Genomic DNA, 16399 nt, shown 5'->3' with positions numbered 1-16399 from the left:
CCCGGGCTTTGAGAATTCTTTGGTAGGAACTCTCAAATTCTCCCGCGAGAACCGTTGCCCATTGTCGACGACACGCCGAGATAATCACGAATCTTCGATCCGTTTTGTCGGCGCGGTTACCAGGCGTTTTGCATAATCTTCACCGTCTTCGACCGAGTCCGTTCCGCACATTCGTCGGCTCGCGACCCGGATCGCCGCGTTTCTTCTCGCGCCTCAGATGCTCGGTCATCCCTCGCTAAGCGCCGTCTCCGACACATTCTTGGTGAATAATTTGAGCAAGCCGTCCGGGCCGGTCAACGCCAACCGCCGTGCCTTTCGTCTCGGCCACCATCGCCGCCGCCTGCCTGCACCGGCGACACCTGCCGCTCCGCCCGTGTGTAGCTTTCCGTGGACTCACAACGTCGGATGGCATCACTGCCCGTGCCCATCCTGCCGATCACCGACATCAGACTGCTGGTGTAGCCGGCCCAGGTCGGGTGGTGGTGACGGTCCCTTACGCGGTGCGGAGTTTGCTGCGGAGTTGGGCGGCGTCTGGGTGGCCGAGTTTATCGAGGATGGTCAGCGCACACCATCGGGGACGGACCCGACACGCCGAGCTGCGCCGATCTCAAGCAAAACCTCAACCTGGTTACTACATCACCAGACGTCCAACGACATGCCCGGTTGCCTTGACCGGCGATCGCGAATTAGTCAGCACGCGGATACGGACAGGCATGCGGGCGGGTGAGTGTCAACATCTACTGGCCGAGCCCATGGGCTGTCATGCAATCGTTCGCCCGAGTCGGAATCAGAGTCGAAAGACCCTCATTCTCTCGTGCGAACTGCATGTCTGTAACGCTGTTCTCACTATTCTCGACGTGACGTATGGACACGCCGCCCACAGGTGCGGCGGAGAATAGAGAGAGAACCCAGTGCGGAAATTCAAGATGCTTCTGATGGCTGGCGCGGTCGCCATGAGCGCCGGTGTGTTGTTGGTCGGCTCGGCGTCGGCGTATGCGAACCCGGTCATGTACAGGGGCCAGGGGCTTCTCGCGGACGGGTTCGGAGGTTACGACCTGGTGACCGAGATCTGTGGCGTAGCGAATGGCGCGGATGCTGACGGTCCGTATCTGCTCTGGGTATTGACCGCAACCGGGGCAGCCAAGGCCGACATCACGGGAGCGTGGGGCACGGCCGAGATGACCAAGACCGGCAACGGAACGTTCAAGTATGTCAGCGGCTGGTACGACCCCGCCGCGCTGCCCGGCAGTGTGTCCGCCACCTACGACGGCAAGGCGAAGAACGCGCAGTTGGTGGTCAGTCACGGGTGCCGGCCGTTCACGCACGGGGCCTGGTGCTCGCCCGGTTTCTGGTCGCAATCGACCGACGCGGCGTGGGCGCTGACCGGCTACAGCCGAACCGACTTGTTCAACACCACGGTGTATGACGGTCTCTACGGCGCGACCTTCGGTGTGGACCCGACGCTGAACACCGTGCTCACCACGAGCGGCGGAACCTACAAGGGGCCGGGCGTCGCGGGCACCGATGCACGCACCCAGTCGCCGAACCCGGCGCTGAACGCCTTCAACGCCACCGGCGCATTCCTGACCGACCACATCCCGGGCTACATCTTCGACCCGGCAAGCGTCGTGTTGAACAACGAAAGCAATACCTGCCCGATCGACCACTTCGGCAATTTCAAGCAACCGACAGCATAGAGCCATCGGCTCACGGAGGGACCCCGCTCGCGGGGTCCCTCTTCATGTCCGTGATCGACGTTGTCGTGGGTGATCCAGATGCGGATAATCGGGATTTTGTGGCTTGTGAACACCCTGCGTAGGGGTGGTTCAAGCCGACCAGCCCGCAACCGGGTAATTCGTCGCCATATGAGCTAGTCTGGCCTTGGCCAAGGTGCTGATCCGCCAAGTCGCTTCAGCAGCCTGTCGACTGTGTCGCGCGCGTCAACAAATTTCTTGAAGTCGGCCGCACGGCGCCGCCCTCTGGGAGAGTGAAACGATGTTCGCACGACGGATCGCGGTGATCGGCACGGGTTATGTCGGTCTGACGACTGGCGCCTGTCTCGCCTCGCTCGGGCACCGCGTGGTATGCGCCGATCTCGATCGTGACAAGATCAAGCGGCTGGCCGCGGGGGAGTTGGACATCTGCGAGCCGCGCTTGGCCGAATTGGTCGCGGACGGCCTCGCCTCAGGCAGGCTGTCGTTCGTGGCGACCGCAGTGGCCGCGATTACCGAGCATGAAGGTGGGGCCGAGGTCGTTTTCCTGTGCGTACCGACGCCGATGGGGGTGGGCGGGGTCGCCGATCTCAGTGCGGTGGAATCGGTTGTGGAGGAATGTCGGGAGCATCTGCCGGCCGGGTGCATTGTCGTGAACAAGTCGACCGTGCCGGTGGGCACTGCCGCTCGAACGTCGGAGTTGCTCGGCCGGGCGGACGTCGCGGTGGTCAGCAATCCGGAGTTTCTCCGCGAGGGCGCCGCGGTGGCGGATTTTCTGAGCCCGGACCGGATCGTGGTGGGCTGCGACGACCAGGATGGAGCCGAGAAGGTGGCGGCGCTGTACGCCCGGCTGGGTGCGCCCACCGTGCTCACCGATGCGGCGAGCGCCGAGTTGGTCAAGTACGCGGCCAACTGCTTCCTCGCCATGAAGCTGTCCTATGTCAACGCGGTCGCGGAATTGTGTGAACGGCTGGGCGCGGACATCAATGACGTGACGGAAGGCATGGGTTACGACCGCCGCATCGGCAAGGAGTTCCTGCGGCCGGGTCCCGGTTGGGGCGGATCGTGCCTGCCCAAGGACACTGCGGCGATGCTGCAGGTCGCCGACTCCGCCGACTTCGAGTTCCGGCTGTTGCGCGCGACCATCGACACGAATACCCGGCAACGCCAGCGGATGGTCGACAAGGTTCGGCTGGCGGTGACCGGCGACCGCAAGGGTTCCCTGTCTCACATGCGGCTCGGTCTGCTCGGTCTCACGTTCAAGGCGGGTACCGACGATCTGCGCGACTCGCCCGCTATCGCGGTGGCCGCGCTGTTGCGACAGGCCGGCGCGGAGCTCGTGGCGTACGACCCTGGGCTTCCACCGTCGGCGGCGCGCCCCGAGTTCGGGTTGCTCCGTGTCGTTGATGACGCGTATCAGGCAGCCGATGGGGTGGACGCGCTCGTCGTGCTCACCGAATGGCCCGAATTCCGTAATCTGGACTGGCCGCGGCTGGCGGAGCTGGTGCGCGGCCGGGTCGTCGTCGACTCCCGTAACCTGCTCGATCAGGACCGGGTACGCCGGGCGGGTTTTGCCTGGACGGGTGTCGGCCGGCGCGGGAGTGACCGTTTCGCCGCCACGTCCTGACGTGTATGCCGGGCGCTACCGCAATTGACGTAGTTCGCGGTTGTGCACAAGCGGTATTCGACGCTGAGGCGCACGGTCTAGTCGTCACTGCGTAGTCCGACGCTGGGCGGCCGGGCGTATGCACAGCACGATTAACCTATGCATCAAGGCGTGCGAGTGCTCGTGGCTGATCATCACCGAATGGTGGCCGAGACGCTGGCGGCGGGTTTAGGACAGGTTGGCATCACGGGCCGCGCGGTGACCGGCATCGAAGAGGCCTGCGATGTGGCCGCCGGGGGTCGGGCCGAACTGGCCGTGGTGGCCGTTCGCCTGGTCAATGGGGGCGACGAGGTCAACGCGCGGCTGCCGTGGATCCGCAGGCTGGGAATACCGCTCGTCGTGCTCAGCGGGAACGGCGAGGCCGAGGATTTCGCGTGCGCCGCGTTCCGCGACGGAGTCCGCGGATGGGTCACCACAGACAGCCCGATCCAGCACCTGTGCACGGTGATCCACGGTGTGCTTCGGGACGAGACCTGGATACCGCCCACCCTGCTTACCAGGGTTCTGTCGGAATTGATGAGCATACGCGACGAATTGGACGCCGAGGCGATGCGGCTCGCGACGCTGACCGCGAGGGAGCGCGAAGTGCTGGCCTGCCTGTGTGCCGGCCTGACCCGTCCGATGATCGCCAAGAAGCTTTTCCTGTCGCCATTCACCGTACGCACCCACATTCAGAACGGGCTGGTCAAACTGGGCGTCCACTCATCGCTCGCGGCTGTCGCCCTTGCCCAGCGGGTGGGCCTGCCGGTCAGTTCGGCGCGGCGGCGCCGTTGACCCGAGGAGTTGCCAACAGCGGGGACGCTCGTCGATCGGTTGCTGGTCGGGCAGGCCGAGCAAGCGGCGATAGCAGGCGTCGATGGCCGCGCACATCGCCGCGGGAGCGAACGCGGCTCGTACCCGAGCACTGCCCTGACACCCCATGGCGGCGGCGTCGTCGGGGTGATCGAGGAGCCACCCGACGGCTTTGGCGAGGCCGGCCGGGTCAGCCGATGCGCTGAGCAGGCCGGTGGCGCCGGGTTCGACAAGATCGGGCACACCGTTGACAGCCGTGGCGACCACCGGACGGGCGGCGGCCAGTGCCTCGGTCAATGCTCGGCCGAGACCCTCGTACAGCGACGTGATCACGAAAATGTCCAAGCCGGCCACGAGCCTGGCCGCATCGGACCGATAGCCGGTGATCTGGAGTGGCACGTCGAGGTCGGTTGCGAGCAGCCGAGCCGTGTCCGCGAGTGGACCGTCGCCGATCATCACGAAACGAGTGCCGGGATGGGTGGCCTTGACCGCCGCGGCCATCCGGACGAAATCCAGTGGCGCCTTCTGTTTGTCGATTCGGCCGACCGTGCCAACGAGCCGGACGTCAGCCCCGATGCCGAGCTCGCGCCGGGCGACGTGATCGAATCCGGTCGGGATGTCAGCCAGGTCAACCGCCGACGGCACCACGGTCACGCTGCCCGGCGCCGCCAGTCGCTGCTCGACGACCTCACGAGCCAACCGTGGTGCGACGGCCAGGAACGCATGGGTCAACCGGCGAGTCGCCCGCTCGAGACCACGGTAAACCCGGTACCGGGGGCGGGACATGGTGTCGTGAAAGCTGAGGCCGTGGAATGTGTGAACCACCACCGGAGTACGGCCCAGCCACGCTGCCAGCCTGCCGAGGAAACCCCCCTTCGCCGAGTGCGTGTGCACGATGCTGAATCGCTCGCGCCGGATCAACCGGACCAACCGCCACAACACGAGCAGATCGGTGGGGGTGAGCACCTCGCGAAAGCGCGGGATCTGCACCGTGTGCACGCCGCCTGCGCGTGCCCGTTCCCACAGGTCGCCGCCGGGCATGCCGGCCACCCAGAGCTCGTACCGTTCCGGGTCCATCCCGATTGCCGACAGCAGCGTGTTCGAGCCGGCGCCCGCCCAGAACCGAGTGATCACATGCAGCACCTTGATCCGGGGCAAGGTGGGCGGTGGCGGCAGAACCTCGGCCGGTGCCACCTGCGGTGGGGCCGCGGGCCAGCCGTTCATCGCGCCACCGCGGAAAGGGTGACGCGCTCGGCCTCGACCATGGCCCGCAACCCTTCGCGGATATCCACTCGCGGTTGGTAGCCGAAGGCACGCCGCGCAAGGGTGATGTCGGCGGCGGTATGGCGCACGTCGCCAGATTGATCGGGTATCCGAACCACGCGAACCGGCGCGGCCAGCTCGTCAAGCAGTCCCAGGACCCGGTTCATGGTGATCCGGTTGCCTCCGCCGATGTTGGCCACCCCCGTCCAGGACGAGAGCCCGGCCTGTCGCAAGGCGGACACGACGTCGCCGACGTAGGTGAAGTCGCGGGTCTGCTCTCCGTCGCCGAACAGCGTGAACGCCTCGTCGCTCGCCGCGGCGGCGATCAGCTGCGCGAACGCCATGTCCGGACGCTGCCGGGGCCCGTACACGCTGAACAACCGCAACGACGTGGTGGGCACCCCGAATGCTGTCCGGTAGAGCTCGCACAGGTGCTCGGCGGCCAGCTTGGTGACGCCGTATGGCGAGACCGGCTGTGGCCGCAGCGACTCGGCCGTCGGGTACGCCTCGGCATCGCCATAGACCGAGGAGCTCGAGGCGTAGATCAGCCGGCCGGGCAGCGCGGTCCGGGCGGCCTCGAGCACGTGTTGGGTGGCCAGCACATTCCGTTCCAGGTACGCCGCGAACCCGTGGCCCCACGACGGGCGCACACCCGGTTGACCCGCCAGGTGGTAGACGACGTCGGCGTGGGCGAACAGCGTGACCAGCGGCAGGGCGAGCAGATCGCCGTGCCGGAAGCTGAAGCCGCGCCGGCCGTGCAGCGGCGCCAGGTTCGCCTCCTTGCGCGCGAGGTCGTAGTAGTCGGTCATGGCGTCGATGCCCGTGACCTCGTCCCCGCAGTCCAGCAGATGATCACACAGGTGGGAGCCGATGAATCCGGCTGCACCGGTCACGACGGCGCGCATGTGCGACCAACTTTCTGAATGTGTCCGGGGGATCTGGTCTCCCGACGCTAGGCGATGTCCTGGGCAGCGGGATCGGGTCGCGGGACCGGTTTTCCTACGTCGTCCGCGCGAGCGCCGGCGTACGGAGCGGCCCGAAAGGCGGACAGCGCGTACCAGACGGTTCTGGCGAGGACGCAGACGGTCGCGGACAGCGTTGGCGCCTCCAGATACGTCGCGTCCAGTGCGACTCGGCGGGGAACGAGCGCGTCGAGGTAGAACGCCTCCGGATCGGTCTGGTCGTCGAGGGCGGCGGCGAGTTCTCGCGACCGCAGCTGAACCGGCCCGGTGATTCCCGGCCGGTGGTCGAACACCCACCGGCAGTCCTCGGGGTACCGGGCGGCCAGTCCTGGTGTCTCCGGGCGCGGACCGACCAGGGTCATGTCGCCGCGCACCAGGTTGATCAGCTGAGGCAGCTCGTCGAGACCGGTGCGCCGCAGCGCTCGCCCGAGGGGGGTTACCCGCGCGTCGGCGGCGCTGGTGACTTCCGGTCCGCCGGTCCCTTCGGGCATCGTGCGGAACTTGTAGAAGACGAACACCCGGCCCCTCTCGCCGACCCGTTGCTGACGGAACAGTGCCGTGCCCCTGCTGGTGTTCCTGACCAGCACGCCGAGTGCGACGAGCAACGGCGACAACACGACCAGGCCGGTCAAGCCGACCGCGAGGTCGGCGGCCCGGCGCAGCGGTCCCGGCCCGTGTCGCCGACGCGGCGCCAGCCAGCGCAGGTACGCCCGGTATCCGGCGACGGTGTCCCGCAGTTCCGTCGGGCTGCGGTGGACCGCGGCCCTGGCCAGCCGCGCGGCCAATTCGACCGACAGGGTCAGCGCCACCAGCAGCGCCGCCTGCCAGCGTGGCCAGTGCTGGCGGGCGAACCGGGTGCGGCTGCTCAGGGAATGGCCCAGCCGTGCGGCGCGCACCCGGTTGGTACTGACGTTGCCCACGTGCTGCACCTGTGCCTCACTGACCAGATAGGACAGCCAACCGCGTTGTCTGGCTCGCAGGGCGAGGTCGACCTCTTCGTAGTAGAGGAAGTACCCCTCGTCGAAGCCGCCCAGTTCCACGAACAACGACCGGCGCACGAGGTAGAACGCGCCGATCACCTGGTCAACCGGTTGCGATGTCAAGGTTTCTTCCGACCGGAGGTGATGCGGTGGAAAGATGTGTGGCAGGACGCGGTCGAGGTTGGTCATCTTGCCGACGAGGATGCGCAGCGTGGGAAACCGCGAGCAGGACACCGTCGGCCTGCCCTGCTCGTCGACGATTCGTGCACCGCAGATGCCGACCCGTTGTGCCGCAACAGTTTCCAGGAACCGGCCGACGGCTCGCAACGCGCCACGATGCAATCTGGTGTCCGGGTTGAGGAAGAGCAGCTGATCGGACCGGCAACCCGCCGCGCCCTGGTTACACGCGCCGGCAAAGCCCAGGTTGGTCGCGTTGCTGATCACCCGGAGCGGAAGCCCTTCGGCGGCGAGGTCGCTGGCCGACTCGTCGGTGGAGGCGTTATCCACCACCACGACTTCGCCGACGGCCAGCTCGGACTGATCGGCGAGTGCGATGCTGCGCAGGCACTCGCGCAGATAGTTCCCGGTGTTCCAATTGACGATCACGATGTCGGTGTTCGTCATGATGTTGTCCTCAGTTCGAGCGCGGCTTCCCAGCGGGACAGCCAGGCGTCGTAGGAGTACTGCCGGCGGGTGATCTCTCGAGCCCTCGTCCCCAAACCCTCGCGAGTCGTTGTCGCGCACCGCAGCAAGCCCAGGATCGCGTCGGTCCAATCGCCGGAACAGCGGGGGGCCGGCATGCCGAACAGAGACAGGATGTCCTCGTTGACACCGATGGGACTGGCAACCGCGGGAACCCCGGTCGCGCCGTACTGCAGCAGTTTGTAGCCGCATTTGCCGGTCCCATAACGTGTGTCGGGAACTGGCATGAGGCCGACGTCGATCTCGCCCAGCGCGGTGCCCTGAATGGACGGTGTCCACGCGATCCGGTCGACAATGGTCTCCAGCCGGCCGAGGGTCGGGCGGGTCGTGCCGATGAGGATCAACCGTGCACCGGTACGGCGGTGGATCTCGAGCAGCGGGTCCTCGATCATCAGCAGGTGCCGCTCGTTGTCCGGAGAGCCGATCCAGCCCAGCCTCGGCGGGTCGTGCAGGGCGTAGGAGCCCTTGGATGGGTAGCTGGACGGCGCGACGCAACTGGGAATGATCACGACATCCCGGTGGTGCTGCGAGGCCCAGTCCGCGAGGACGGGATTGCCGGCGATGACCCGGTCCGCGTGCCGCATGGCGATGGACGCCTTCGCCGACTTGGGTGCGAACCCGCGCAGCACGCCGCCGTCGCCGTCGTCCCATTGCAGGGCGTCATCGAAGTCGTACACGGCGAACTCCGCACGGGTGAGCAGCAGTCGTTCCGATCGGCCACGGCTGAGGGGGGAGGCCTCGCGGTGCAACAGCAGCCGCCGCGGCGGCGTGGCGGTCAGTCGGCGGAGCCGGAGTTCCGTGCGGGCCAACGCAACCGGGTGCCGGGCCAGCTGTGCGGGCTTGGCGTTGCGCAGCCCGAGGTAGGCATGCACGTCGAAATTGGCGCTGGTGCGGTCCAACCACTCGAAGACACGGACCCGGGAGCTGCCGGCGTCGCGGCCGTACGGGGTGACCGCGAGGTTGCCGGCTGCCCCGGTCAGGGTGCACCGCTCGGTGCTTCGGCCGCGCGGACCAGCGCGGCACCGAACCCGATCGAGAGGTAGAACAGCACCCGCAGCACCGTCCCCTCGAAACTGGACTCGGTGACGAAGATCAACATCTGGACGGCCACGGTGAACCCGACGACGCTGGCCAGCGCGGTCCGGCCGGCCCGGTGGAGGAAGAACGCCGCCAGGCAGACCAGTGAAAGCGTGACGACGAGTCCGAGCGGCAACCCGTAGTAGATCGCCTGCTGGAGGTAGGTGTTGTGCGCCTTGATCGCGAGCGTGGGGTCCTGGTCGGGTACGACGCCGCCGCCATAGCCGAGAAACGGGCGATCGGACAGCTTGTGCACAGCCGCGCTCACCAGATCGGACCGGATCATGACGTTGTCCAGGCTGAGCCGACCACCGATGAATTCCTGTGTGGACGGATTGAACCGATCGAACAGTGTGATGCCGGTGACCGCGGCCGCCACGGCGCCGATCGCCTTCGCCACGATGCGGCCGTCAATCCCGCGATGGCGCACGGCCCAGCCAAGCGCGGCGACCACCGCGGTGACCAGCAGCGCGAGCAGCACACCGCGGGACAGCGTGAGTACGACGGCGGTCAGCACGACGAAACCGGCCGTCGTGAACCGGCGGTCGCGCCGCGTGTGCCCCCAGTAGAGCAACAGCGGGACGAAGAAGACGAGCACCGTCGCGAGGTTGTTGGACCGGCCGAGAACCGGGTGTGAGAGCCTCGTGTAGTAGGAGACGTAGCTGCCGGACCGCGGCGACAGTCCGGCCTCCTGCGGTGCGAATCCCGGAACGTGCAGCAACAGCAGCACGGCCGGGATCATGACCAGGTAGGTGTACCGCTTGAGGTAGGTCATGACCCGGCCCGCCGGCAGACCGTCCAGTTCCCGCACGACGAGCAGATAGGCGACCAGGCCTTCGACGTAGATCATCGTGGAGCGCAGAGTGGCAGCCGGGTCCTGCGACCACGCCAAGGATACGACGCAGACGAACACCGGTAGGAACAGCAGCGAGAACAGCTGTGGGTAGGCGACGTTCAGCGGCCGGACGGCGCAGTCGAGCACTAGGGTCACGGCGGCGAACCACAGCAGGATGTCCAGTACGGACATCGAGTGAACCAACGGCAGCGCGGCGGGAATGCGCACCGGCATCGCGGCGGCGATGAGCACGAGCATGAGAGCGATGCGGGGGCGGGCGCGGTGCGACAGTGCCTGCGCCGGCAGCGCCGTGAGCGGAATGCGACCCAGTCGTGTGCTGGTCGCCATGCCCGTCCTTCCCGAATGTGCGGCCACATCCCCGAGGTCAATGAAAGAAGCGCCCGGCCCGATGCGGCTCGTGCAACGGGATGAGATGTGCGGTAGTCCGGTGCGCGTGACCCCCATTGCGGCCGCCGCGCCCCGACAATGAGGTGGGCCGATTGGCCCGAGGAGGTCTCATGGCACTGGCGGGACTCGAGGAGTTCCGGCGGCTGTTGGCATGCCCGCGCTGCCGATCGGCGCTGGCGGACGAACCGGATGGATTCCGCTGCGCCTCGCCAGACTGCTCGTTCCATTCGCAGTCCGCGTTTCCGGTCGTCGGACGCTGGCCGGTGCTGGTCGACTTCGAGACCAGCGTGCTGCGGCGCGAAGACGTCGTGCCGCGGGGCCCGCGCGACGCCGAGGGGCCGCTCATCGAGCGACTGCCGAAGCGACTCCGCGCACTCTGGAAGCCGCTGAACCGGGTGGCCGCGGGCAACGCCGACCGGCTGCTGCGGATGCTGCCCGGCCCGACACCGCTGGTCCTGGTGGTCGGCGGTGCGACGGTGGGCAACGGGGTCGCCGCGCTGTACACCGATCCGCAGGTCCAGGTGATCGCGTTCGACCTCCACGGCAGCGAGAACACCCAGCTGATCGCCGACGCGCACCGCATTCCGCTCGCCGCTGCCAGCGTCGACGCGGTGCTGGTCCAAGCTGTCCTGGAACACGTCCTCGAACCGACCGCGGTCGTTGCCGAGATTCATCGGGTGCTCGCCGACGACGGGCTCGTGTACGCGGAAACGCCGTTCCTGCAACAGGTTCACGCTGGTGCGTACGACTTCACCCGGTACACCGCGAGCGGCCACCGGTACCTGTTCCGCCGGTTCTCGGAGATCGACGCCGGCGCTGTCGCGGGGCCCGGCACGCAACTGTTGTGGAGCATCGAGCACATCGTCCGTGGGTTGTTCCGCTCGGCGATCGCCGGCAAGCTGGTCCGCGCGATGCTGTTCTGGCTGCGCAACCTCGATGCCGCCGTCCCGGCCAGCCACCAGTCGGACAACGCGTCGGCGTACTACTTCCTGGGCCGCAAGAGGCAACGCGACCTCACCCCGCACGAGATCGTGCGGTACTATCGCGGAGCGGGTTGACGTGATCGTGAGGACGGTTCTGCGAGTAGGGCATCTAGCGGGCGCAGGGTCTGGTCCCAGGTGAGCTTCCGCGCCTGAGTGTAGGCCTCGTCGCTGATGCGTTGCCAGCGCTCAGCATTGCCCAGCATGGTGATTGTGGACCGGAACGTGGCTTCGGTATAACCCGTCGACCCGCCCAACGTGATCGCATTGGGCCGCCATTCCGGCACCAGCACGGGAAGCCCGTAGGCAAGGTATTCCAGGTGCTTGGACGAGAAGCCGTTCTGCCGCAACGGGTCGCCGGTGCAGGTGATCAGCCCGATCTGGTATTGCCGCAGGATATCGGGCGAGGCGTAGCCGAGGTAGTTCAATCCGAGCCGGGGATCTGGTGGCGGCCCACCGAAGACATCGATGCGTGGATACAGTGTGGTGAGTCGCGAAAGGAGCGGGAGATCGATGAACCGGGAGCTCAACGACCCGAGATAGGCAACTCGTGGCGATTCGCTGAACCGTGCGCGGAGCGGCGAAGGCGTGCAGCCGAAATTGAGAGTGAGCAGGTTTTCGCCGCTGATCCCATAGTGTTCGACGGCGTACCGAGCATAGGAGTCCCAATGAAAGGACAGGTACTCGACACCGTCGAAGATCATCGCCTCACGGCGGCGCAGCTTCCGGTGTTGACGTTCGGTCAGCCGGCCTTCGAACCACAGCTCGTCGGCCCAGGGCGTCGGGCAGTCGTACATCGTGTGAGCTGAGGTGGCGGACAGCACGCCCACATCGTGTGGGGTCTCGCAGATCACCAGGTCGGCACCGTCGATCGCGGGAATCGACGTCAAGATGGCGCGGCGGAGTCGGTGCTCGGCGAGCAGCGCGTAATAGGAAAGGCAGCGTCGCCCGATCGGCCACCGGCGGGTGAGGACCGCGGCTGCTGCCTCGGTCGCGTACAGCGCGAGTTTTCCCAGGCGCAGGCTGGGAAGTTTGGCGCCGACGCCCGGTGCCGCGGATGCGCGGCTCAACCGGGAGGTGTCGACCAGCGTCACCTGGTGACCGCGTCCCTCGAGGAAGCGGTGCAGCTGCACTGGTCGCACCCCGTTGGCGTAGCCATCGAGCTGACAGATGATCGCGATGCGCCTGCCGCCGTTCGGTCGCTCCACGATGGTCATCCGCTTTCTCTCCAGACAATGGTTCGCACGTCCCTGGCGGCCACCGCCACGGTGACGAGCAGACCGGTGAGCACCGGCACGCCGGCCAGCAGCAGCGGCACCACGCCGTGCCACTCCAGCCGCAGGACCAGCAACTCGCCCAGCACTGCCGTGATCGCGCCCAATGCGGTCGCGCCGGCCCAACGCCAGGTCAGCCGCCGGTCGCGAAGACCGGCAACCCGCCGGCACAGGACCACGAAATAGAGCGAGCTGGCCAGCAGCCCCACCACCGTCGCGGCGACCACGCCGACGAGCCCGAAGAGCACCGCGAACGGAACCGTGAGCACGAGATTCAGCGCGGTGGCGAACCAGGAGTACCGGGTTTCCAAGCCGGGCCGCCCGCTCGCGCGGACGAAGCAGGTGCGTATGCCGGTGAGCGCGACATGCACGGTGTAGCCGGCCATCAACATCGCGGCGACAAGGCCGGCAAGGGCTAATTCCGGCCCGACCCACAGCTGTACGGCGAATCCCACGGCACTGGTGGCCACCACACCGTAGGTCAGTACGGCGGGCAACCAGCGGGGCTGCACGGCTTCGAACTCCGCCACCGAGCCGGCCAGACCCCTCGCGGCGTACGCCGAGGTCATTCGGGTCAGGATCGGTGGAAACGCGAACAGGGGCAGGCTGCGCAGCGCCGAGGCGGCCTGGTAGCCGACCGCGAAGATCGCGACGTAGCGAATGGGCAGCAACGCGCCGATCACCAGGGCGTCGATCTCGCCGTTGAGAAACGTGGTGAGCCCGGACAACTGCACGCGCAGGGCGTAGCCACGGAACTCGCGCAGCACGGTGGTGTCCGGCAGCAGCGGTCGCCCGATGGTGATGTGCCGCATGCCGAGCGAGAACCCGCCGGCAAGCAGGATCACGTACCGGGCGGCGAGCACTTCGGCGAGGACCGGGAGATCCGCTCCGGTTACGAAAAGCAGCACGCCCGCGGCGTATCCGCAGCAGGAGGCCGCACTCACCGTGGCCAGGCCGCGGAACCGGGAGTTCGCCTGCAACAGCGCGGTCGCCGAGTTGGTGACCAGGGCGAGCGTGACCAGCGGTCCGACGACGCGCAGCAGCTCGGCCGTCTCGCCGCGCAGGGCGGCCGGGACGTTCAACAGGTCGAGGGCGAGCGGGGTGACCAGCATGCAGCCGGTCGTCACCAGCACACCGAGCCCGACGAACAGCACCAGCGAACCGACCACCAGCCGCCCGGCGCCGGCCCGGTCGCCGCGGGCGCAGTGGAAGGCGTAGTACCGCGCCAGCGAGGCTCCGACGCCCCCGTCCAGCGAGGTGAAAGTGGCCAGCAAGACGAGGATCAACGACCACACGCCGAAGCGGTCCAAACCCAGGTGCTGCAACAGGAAGGGGGTGAGGACGACGTTGACGACCAGCGGGGCCGCCTGCGCGAGCCCGCTGTAGCCGACACCGGTCAGTAGTCCGTCGCGACCGGGCCGCCACGGGTCGGGCCCGGCCGGTCGGGTGTGGGAACCGCCGCGGTATCTCCTGATGAGGACATGCTCGTCAGGTCCGGCGCCGGTGTCGTCGGGCATCTGCGGTACCAGAAGTCGTCCTTCGAGGGGATCTGGTCCGAGCGCGACATTCATAACGTTGGCCCATCGAGCGCACGCACCGTCCGGCGAACGGCCCGGCCGATCGCGGACAACCTCGTTATGAGGAGTGAGCATGGCCATCAGCGGGCGCTGTGAGGACGGCGGGGCGAGCACGGTCGCCGGCCAGCCCGAGGTGCCATTCGCGCAGACCGAGATCAGCGTGGAGGCTCAACTGGCGGCCCGGCGCGTGCTCGCGTCCGGGTGGGTGACCACCGGCCCCGAGACCGTGCTGTTCGAGCGCGAATTCGCCGAGTACGTGCGTGCTGAGCATGCGGTCGGGGTGAGTTCCTGTACTGCGGCCATCGAGCTGGCATTGCGCGCGCTGCGGATTCCACCAGGTGGCGACGTCCTGGTGCCGACCATGACCTTCTGCGGCGCCGCCCACGCGATCGTCCATGCCGGCCTGCGGCCGGTACTCGTCGACGTCGATCAGAGCACGGCGATGCCGACCCCGGCCATGGTGGCCGCGTCGAGCCAAGCCTCCGGACGCCCGTCGGCGATGCTTGTGCTGCATTTCGCCGGGGCGCCGGCGCCGGTGGCCGAACTGGCCGAGGCGGCGGGGCTGCCGTTGGAGCGCGTGGTGGAGGACGCGGCGCACGCCGTTGGCACCTTTGTCGGAAGCCGGCCCGTCGGAGCTCTGTCCCGGGCGGCCTGCTTCAGCTTCTACGCGACCAAGAACCTGCCGATTGGCGAGGGCGGCATGCTGACCACCGACGACGCCGAGTTGGCCATGCTCGTCCGCCGGGCGCGGCTGCACGGGATGTCCGCCGATGCTTGGCGCCGCAACATGTCGGGCGGCACCTGGCGTTACACCGTGGACGAACCCGGGTTGAAAGCCAACATGACCGACGTGCAGGCCGCGATCGGCCGCGCGCAGCTGCGCCATCTCGAGGAGTGGCAGCGCAGGCGCGAAGCGGTCGCTACCTGGTACTCGGCCAGGCTCCGACGGACCGCCGGGCTGTGCCTTCCCGCTGCCCCGGCGGACGGCCGGCACGCCTGGCACCTCTACGTGGTGCGGGTGATGGAGAAGTACCGGATGAGTCGCGACGAACTGATCCACCGGTTATCCGAGCTGGGGGTGGGCACGTCGGTGCATTTCATTCCCCTGCACCACATGCCGTACTTCCGGCGGGCCGCGCTGTCCCCGCCCGGCGGACTCCCCGGCGCCGATGCGCTGTTCCCTCGACTGCTGTCGCTGCCCATGCATCCCAGTCTCACGGAGAGCCGGGTTGACCGGGTCTGCAATGCGCTGTCCGATCTCGCGCCGCCGCATTCGGCGCGACATCGCCGAGTGATCACAAGGAGTGCGCGACAGCCGTGACGACACTACTTCCCGCTGCCCGATCACGGCGGCTCGCTGGGTTGCGCACCTTGGTGGTTGGCGCGGGTGAGGCTGGGCGGGCCTTGTCCCGGGACCTGCTCCGGGTGCCTGAGTTCGGGTTGGAACCATTGGGATTCCTGGACGACGACCCGGCCAAACCCGGCGTCAACAACGTGCTGGGCAGGCTCGACGAGACCACGAGGGTCGTGCTCGCGCACGCCGTGGAAGTAGTCGTGGTGGCCATCCCCGGTCTGTCGCCGGAGAGATTCCGCCAGGTCGCCGCAGGTGCCTCCGCGGCGGGGGCCAGCATGTGGTACTTGCCGTCGTTCATCGCGGCGCTGCGTCGCGACGTGGTCGGCAGCGGCATGCGTTCGCTGGACGTACATCACCTGATCGGGCGCAGCGAGATGCACGTCGTCAGCCCGCAGGCGCGGGTGACGATCGAGGGGAAACGGGTGCTGGTGACCGGCGCCGGTGGGTCGATCGGCAGCGAGTTGTGCCGCCAGGTGCGCGGGTTCGAGCCGAGCAGGCTGTTCATGCTCGATCATGACGAGTCAAACCTGCACCGCCTGCAGCTCGAGCTCTACGGCGAGGCGCTGCTGGACGACGACATCGTGATCTCGGACATCCGCGATCGCGCCCGCGTCGACCAGGTCTTCCGCGAGCTGCGCCCGGAGGTGGTGTTCCACGCCGCCGCGCACAAGCATCTGCCGCTGCTCGAGCGGCACCCGTGCGAGGGCGTGAAGTCCAACGTGATCGGCACCGGGAACCTCGTGCGTGCGGCGTTGGCGGTTGGCGTTGACCGCTTCGTGTTGATCTCCTCGGACAAGGCTGCGGATCCGATCTCGGT

Annotated in this window: 13 protein-coding genes and 1 pseudogene; 6 read left to right on the top strand and 8 right to left on the bottom strand. The window is 67.6% G+C overall.

The window, feature by feature from the left end:
- Positions 1-157: 157 nt before the first annotated feature.
- Positions 158-412, bottom strand: a pseudogene (locus tag VGR06_RS44260) (IS256 family transposase); the annotation flags it as partial.
- A 523-nt stretch (positions 413-935) separates the two neighbouring features.
- Between VGR06_RS44260 and VGR06_RS26855 the strand changes: the two are divergent.
- From VGR06_RS26855 to VGR06_RS26845, 3 genes are all read left to right on the top strand, one after another.
- Positions 936-1697: a hypothetical protein gene (locus VGR06_RS26855; RefSeq protein WP_327561916.1), complete on the top strand. Its 762-nt coding sequence runs from the start codon at positions 936-938 to the stop codon at positions 1695-1697.
- A 298-nt stretch (positions 1698-1995) separates the two neighbouring features.
- The gene (locus VGR06_RS26850; protein ID WP_327561915.1) at positions 1996-3339 is read left to right on the top strand and encodes a UDP-glucose/GDP-mannose dehydrogenase family protein; all 1344 of its coding nucleotides are present in this window, start codon (positions 1996-1998) and stop codon (positions 3337-3339) included.
- Positions 3340-3519: 180 nt separating this feature from the next.
- Positions 3520-4152 (top strand): response regulator transcription factor, encoded by a 633-nt coding sequence (locus tag VGR06_RS26845; RefSeq protein WP_327561914.1) that lies wholly within the window; start codon positions 3520-3522, stop codon positions 4150-4152.
- Here the strand turns inward: VGR06_RS26845 and VGR06_RS26840 are convergent.
- From VGR06_RS26840 to VGR06_RS26820, 5 genes are all read right to left on the bottom strand, one after another.
- Positions 4081-5394, bottom strand: coding sequence for a glycosyltransferase (locus VGR06_RS26840; RefSeq protein ID WP_327561913.1), 1314 nt, complete (start codon positions 5392-5394; stop codon positions 4081-4083). The genes VGR06_RS26845 and VGR06_RS26840 overlap by 72 nt on opposite strands.
- A complete protein-coding gene (locus VGR06_RS26835; protein WP_327561912.1) occupies positions 5391-6338 on the bottom strand; it encodes an NAD-dependent epimerase/dehydratase family protein in 948 nt (315 codons plus the stop codon). Before VGR06_RS26835 ends, VGR06_RS26840 begins: the two co-directional genes overlap by 4 nt.
- 47 nt (positions 6339-6385) lie before the next feature.
- The gene (locus VGR06_RS26830) at positions 6386-7999 is read right to left on the bottom strand and encodes a sugar transferase (protein ID WP_327561911.1); all 1614 of its coding nucleotides are present in this window, start codon (positions 7997-7999) and stop codon (positions 6386-6388) included.
- The gene (locus tag VGR06_RS26825) at positions 7996-8976 is read right to left on the bottom strand and encodes a glycosyltransferase (protein ID WP_327561910.1); all 981 of its coding nucleotides are present in this window, start codon (positions 8974-8976) and stop codon (positions 7996-7998) included. The genes VGR06_RS26830 and VGR06_RS26825 overlap by 4 nt, the downstream gene beginning before the upstream one ends.
- Positions 8977-9053: 77 nt before the next feature.
- Complete coding sequence (locus tag VGR06_RS26820; protein ID WP_327561909.1) at positions 9054-10337, bottom strand: O-antigen ligase family protein; 1284 nt, start codon at positions 10335-10337, stop codon at positions 9054-9056.
- A 170-nt stretch (positions 10338-10507) separates the two neighbouring features.
- On the opposite strand from VGR06_RS26820, the gene VGR06_RS26815 reads away from it, so the two are divergent.
- On the top strand, positions 10508-11455 hold the full coding sequence (locus tag VGR06_RS26815) for a class I SAM-dependent methyltransferase (protein ID WP_327561908.1): 948 nt from the start codon (positions 10508-10510) through the stop codon (positions 11453-11455).
- Here the strand turns inward: VGR06_RS26815 and VGR06_RS26810 are convergent.
- Positions 11437-12594, bottom strand: coding sequence for a hypothetical protein (locus VGR06_RS26810; protein ID WP_327561907.1), 1158 nt, complete (start codon positions 12592-12594; stop codon positions 11437-11439). The two genes, VGR06_RS26815 and VGR06_RS26810, sit on opposite strands and share 19 nt — an antisense overlap.
- Entirely contained in the window at positions 12591-14168 is a 1578-nt protein-coding gene (locus tag VGR06_RS26805; RefSeq protein WP_327561906.1) for a polysaccharide biosynthesis C-terminal domain-containing protein, read from the bottom strand. The genes VGR06_RS26810 and VGR06_RS26805 overlap by 4 nt, the downstream gene beginning before the upstream one ends.
- A 133-nt stretch (positions 14169-14301) precedes the next feature.
- Between VGR06_RS26805 and VGR06_RS26800 the strand changes: the two genes are divergently transcribed.
- Positions 14302-15549, top strand: a complete 1248-nt coding sequence (locus tag VGR06_RS26800; RefSeq protein ID WP_327561905.1) for a DegT/DnrJ/EryC1/StrS family aminotransferase — start codon at positions 14302-14304, stop codon at positions 15547-15549.
- The coding region (locus VGR06_RS26795) for a polysaccharide biosynthesis protein (RefSeq protein WP_327561904.1) at positions 15546-16399 on the top strand (854 nt) is incomplete at its 3' end. The genes VGR06_RS26800 and VGR06_RS26795, both read left to right, overlap by 4 nt.

This window comes from Actinophytocola sp., assembly GCF_036002505.1.
In the GTDB taxonomy this organism is placed as follows: domain Bacteria; phylum Actinomycetota; class Actinomycetes; order Mycobacteriales; family Pseudonocardiaceae; genus DASYTH01.
The sequence above is the reverse complement of the archived record's forward strand: the minus strand, read 5'-3'. Positions and strand labels throughout refer to the sequence as shown.

Excerpts from the sequence above, each read along its gene's own strand:
- VGR06_RS26805 (WP_327561906.1), bottom strand. The coding sequence starts at position 14,168 with ATGCCCGACGACACCGGCGCCGGACCTGACGAGCATGTCCTCATCAGG.
- VGR06_RS26845 (WP_327561914.1), top strand. The coding sequence starts at position 3,520 with ATGGTGGCCGAGACGCTGGCGGCGGGTTTAGGACAGGTTGGCATCACG.
- VGR06_RS26800 (WP_327561905.1), top strand. The coding sequence starts at position 14,302 with ATGGCCATCAGCGGGCGCTGTGAGGACGGCGGGGCGAGCACGGTCGCC.
- VGR06_RS26820 (WP_327561909.1), bottom strand. The coding sequence starts at position 10,337 with ATGGCGACCAGCACACGACTGGGTCGCATTCCGCTCACGGCGCTGCCG.
- VGR06_RS26835 (WP_327561912.1), bottom strand. The coding sequence starts at position 6,338 with ATGCGCGCCGTCGTGACCGGTGCAGCCGGATTCATCGGCTCCCACCTG.
- VGR06_RS26850 (WP_327561915.1), top strand. The coding sequence starts at position 1,996 with ATGTTCGCACGACGGATCGCGGTGATCGGCACGGGTTATGTCGGTCTG.
- VGR06_RS26815 (WP_327561908.1), top strand. The coding sequence starts at position 10,508 with ATGGCACTGGCGGGACTCGAGGAGTTCCGGCGGCTGTTGGCATGCCCG.
- VGR06_RS26810 (WP_327561907.1), bottom strand. The coding sequence starts at position 12,594 with ATGACCATCGTGGAGCGACCGAACGGCGGCAGGCGCATCGCGATCATC.
- VGR06_RS26840 (WP_327561913.1), bottom strand. The coding sequence starts at position 5,394 with ATGAACGGCTGGCCCGCGGCCCCACCGCAGGTGGCACCGGCCGAGGTT.
- VGR06_RS26830 (WP_327561911.1), bottom strand. The coding sequence starts at position 7,999 with ATGACGAACACCGACATCGTGATCGTCAATTGGAACACCGGGAACTAT.
- VGR06_RS26855 (WP_327561916.1), top strand. The coding sequence starts at position 936 with ATGGCTGGCGCGGTCGCCATGAGCGCCGGTGTGTTGTTGGTCGGCTCG.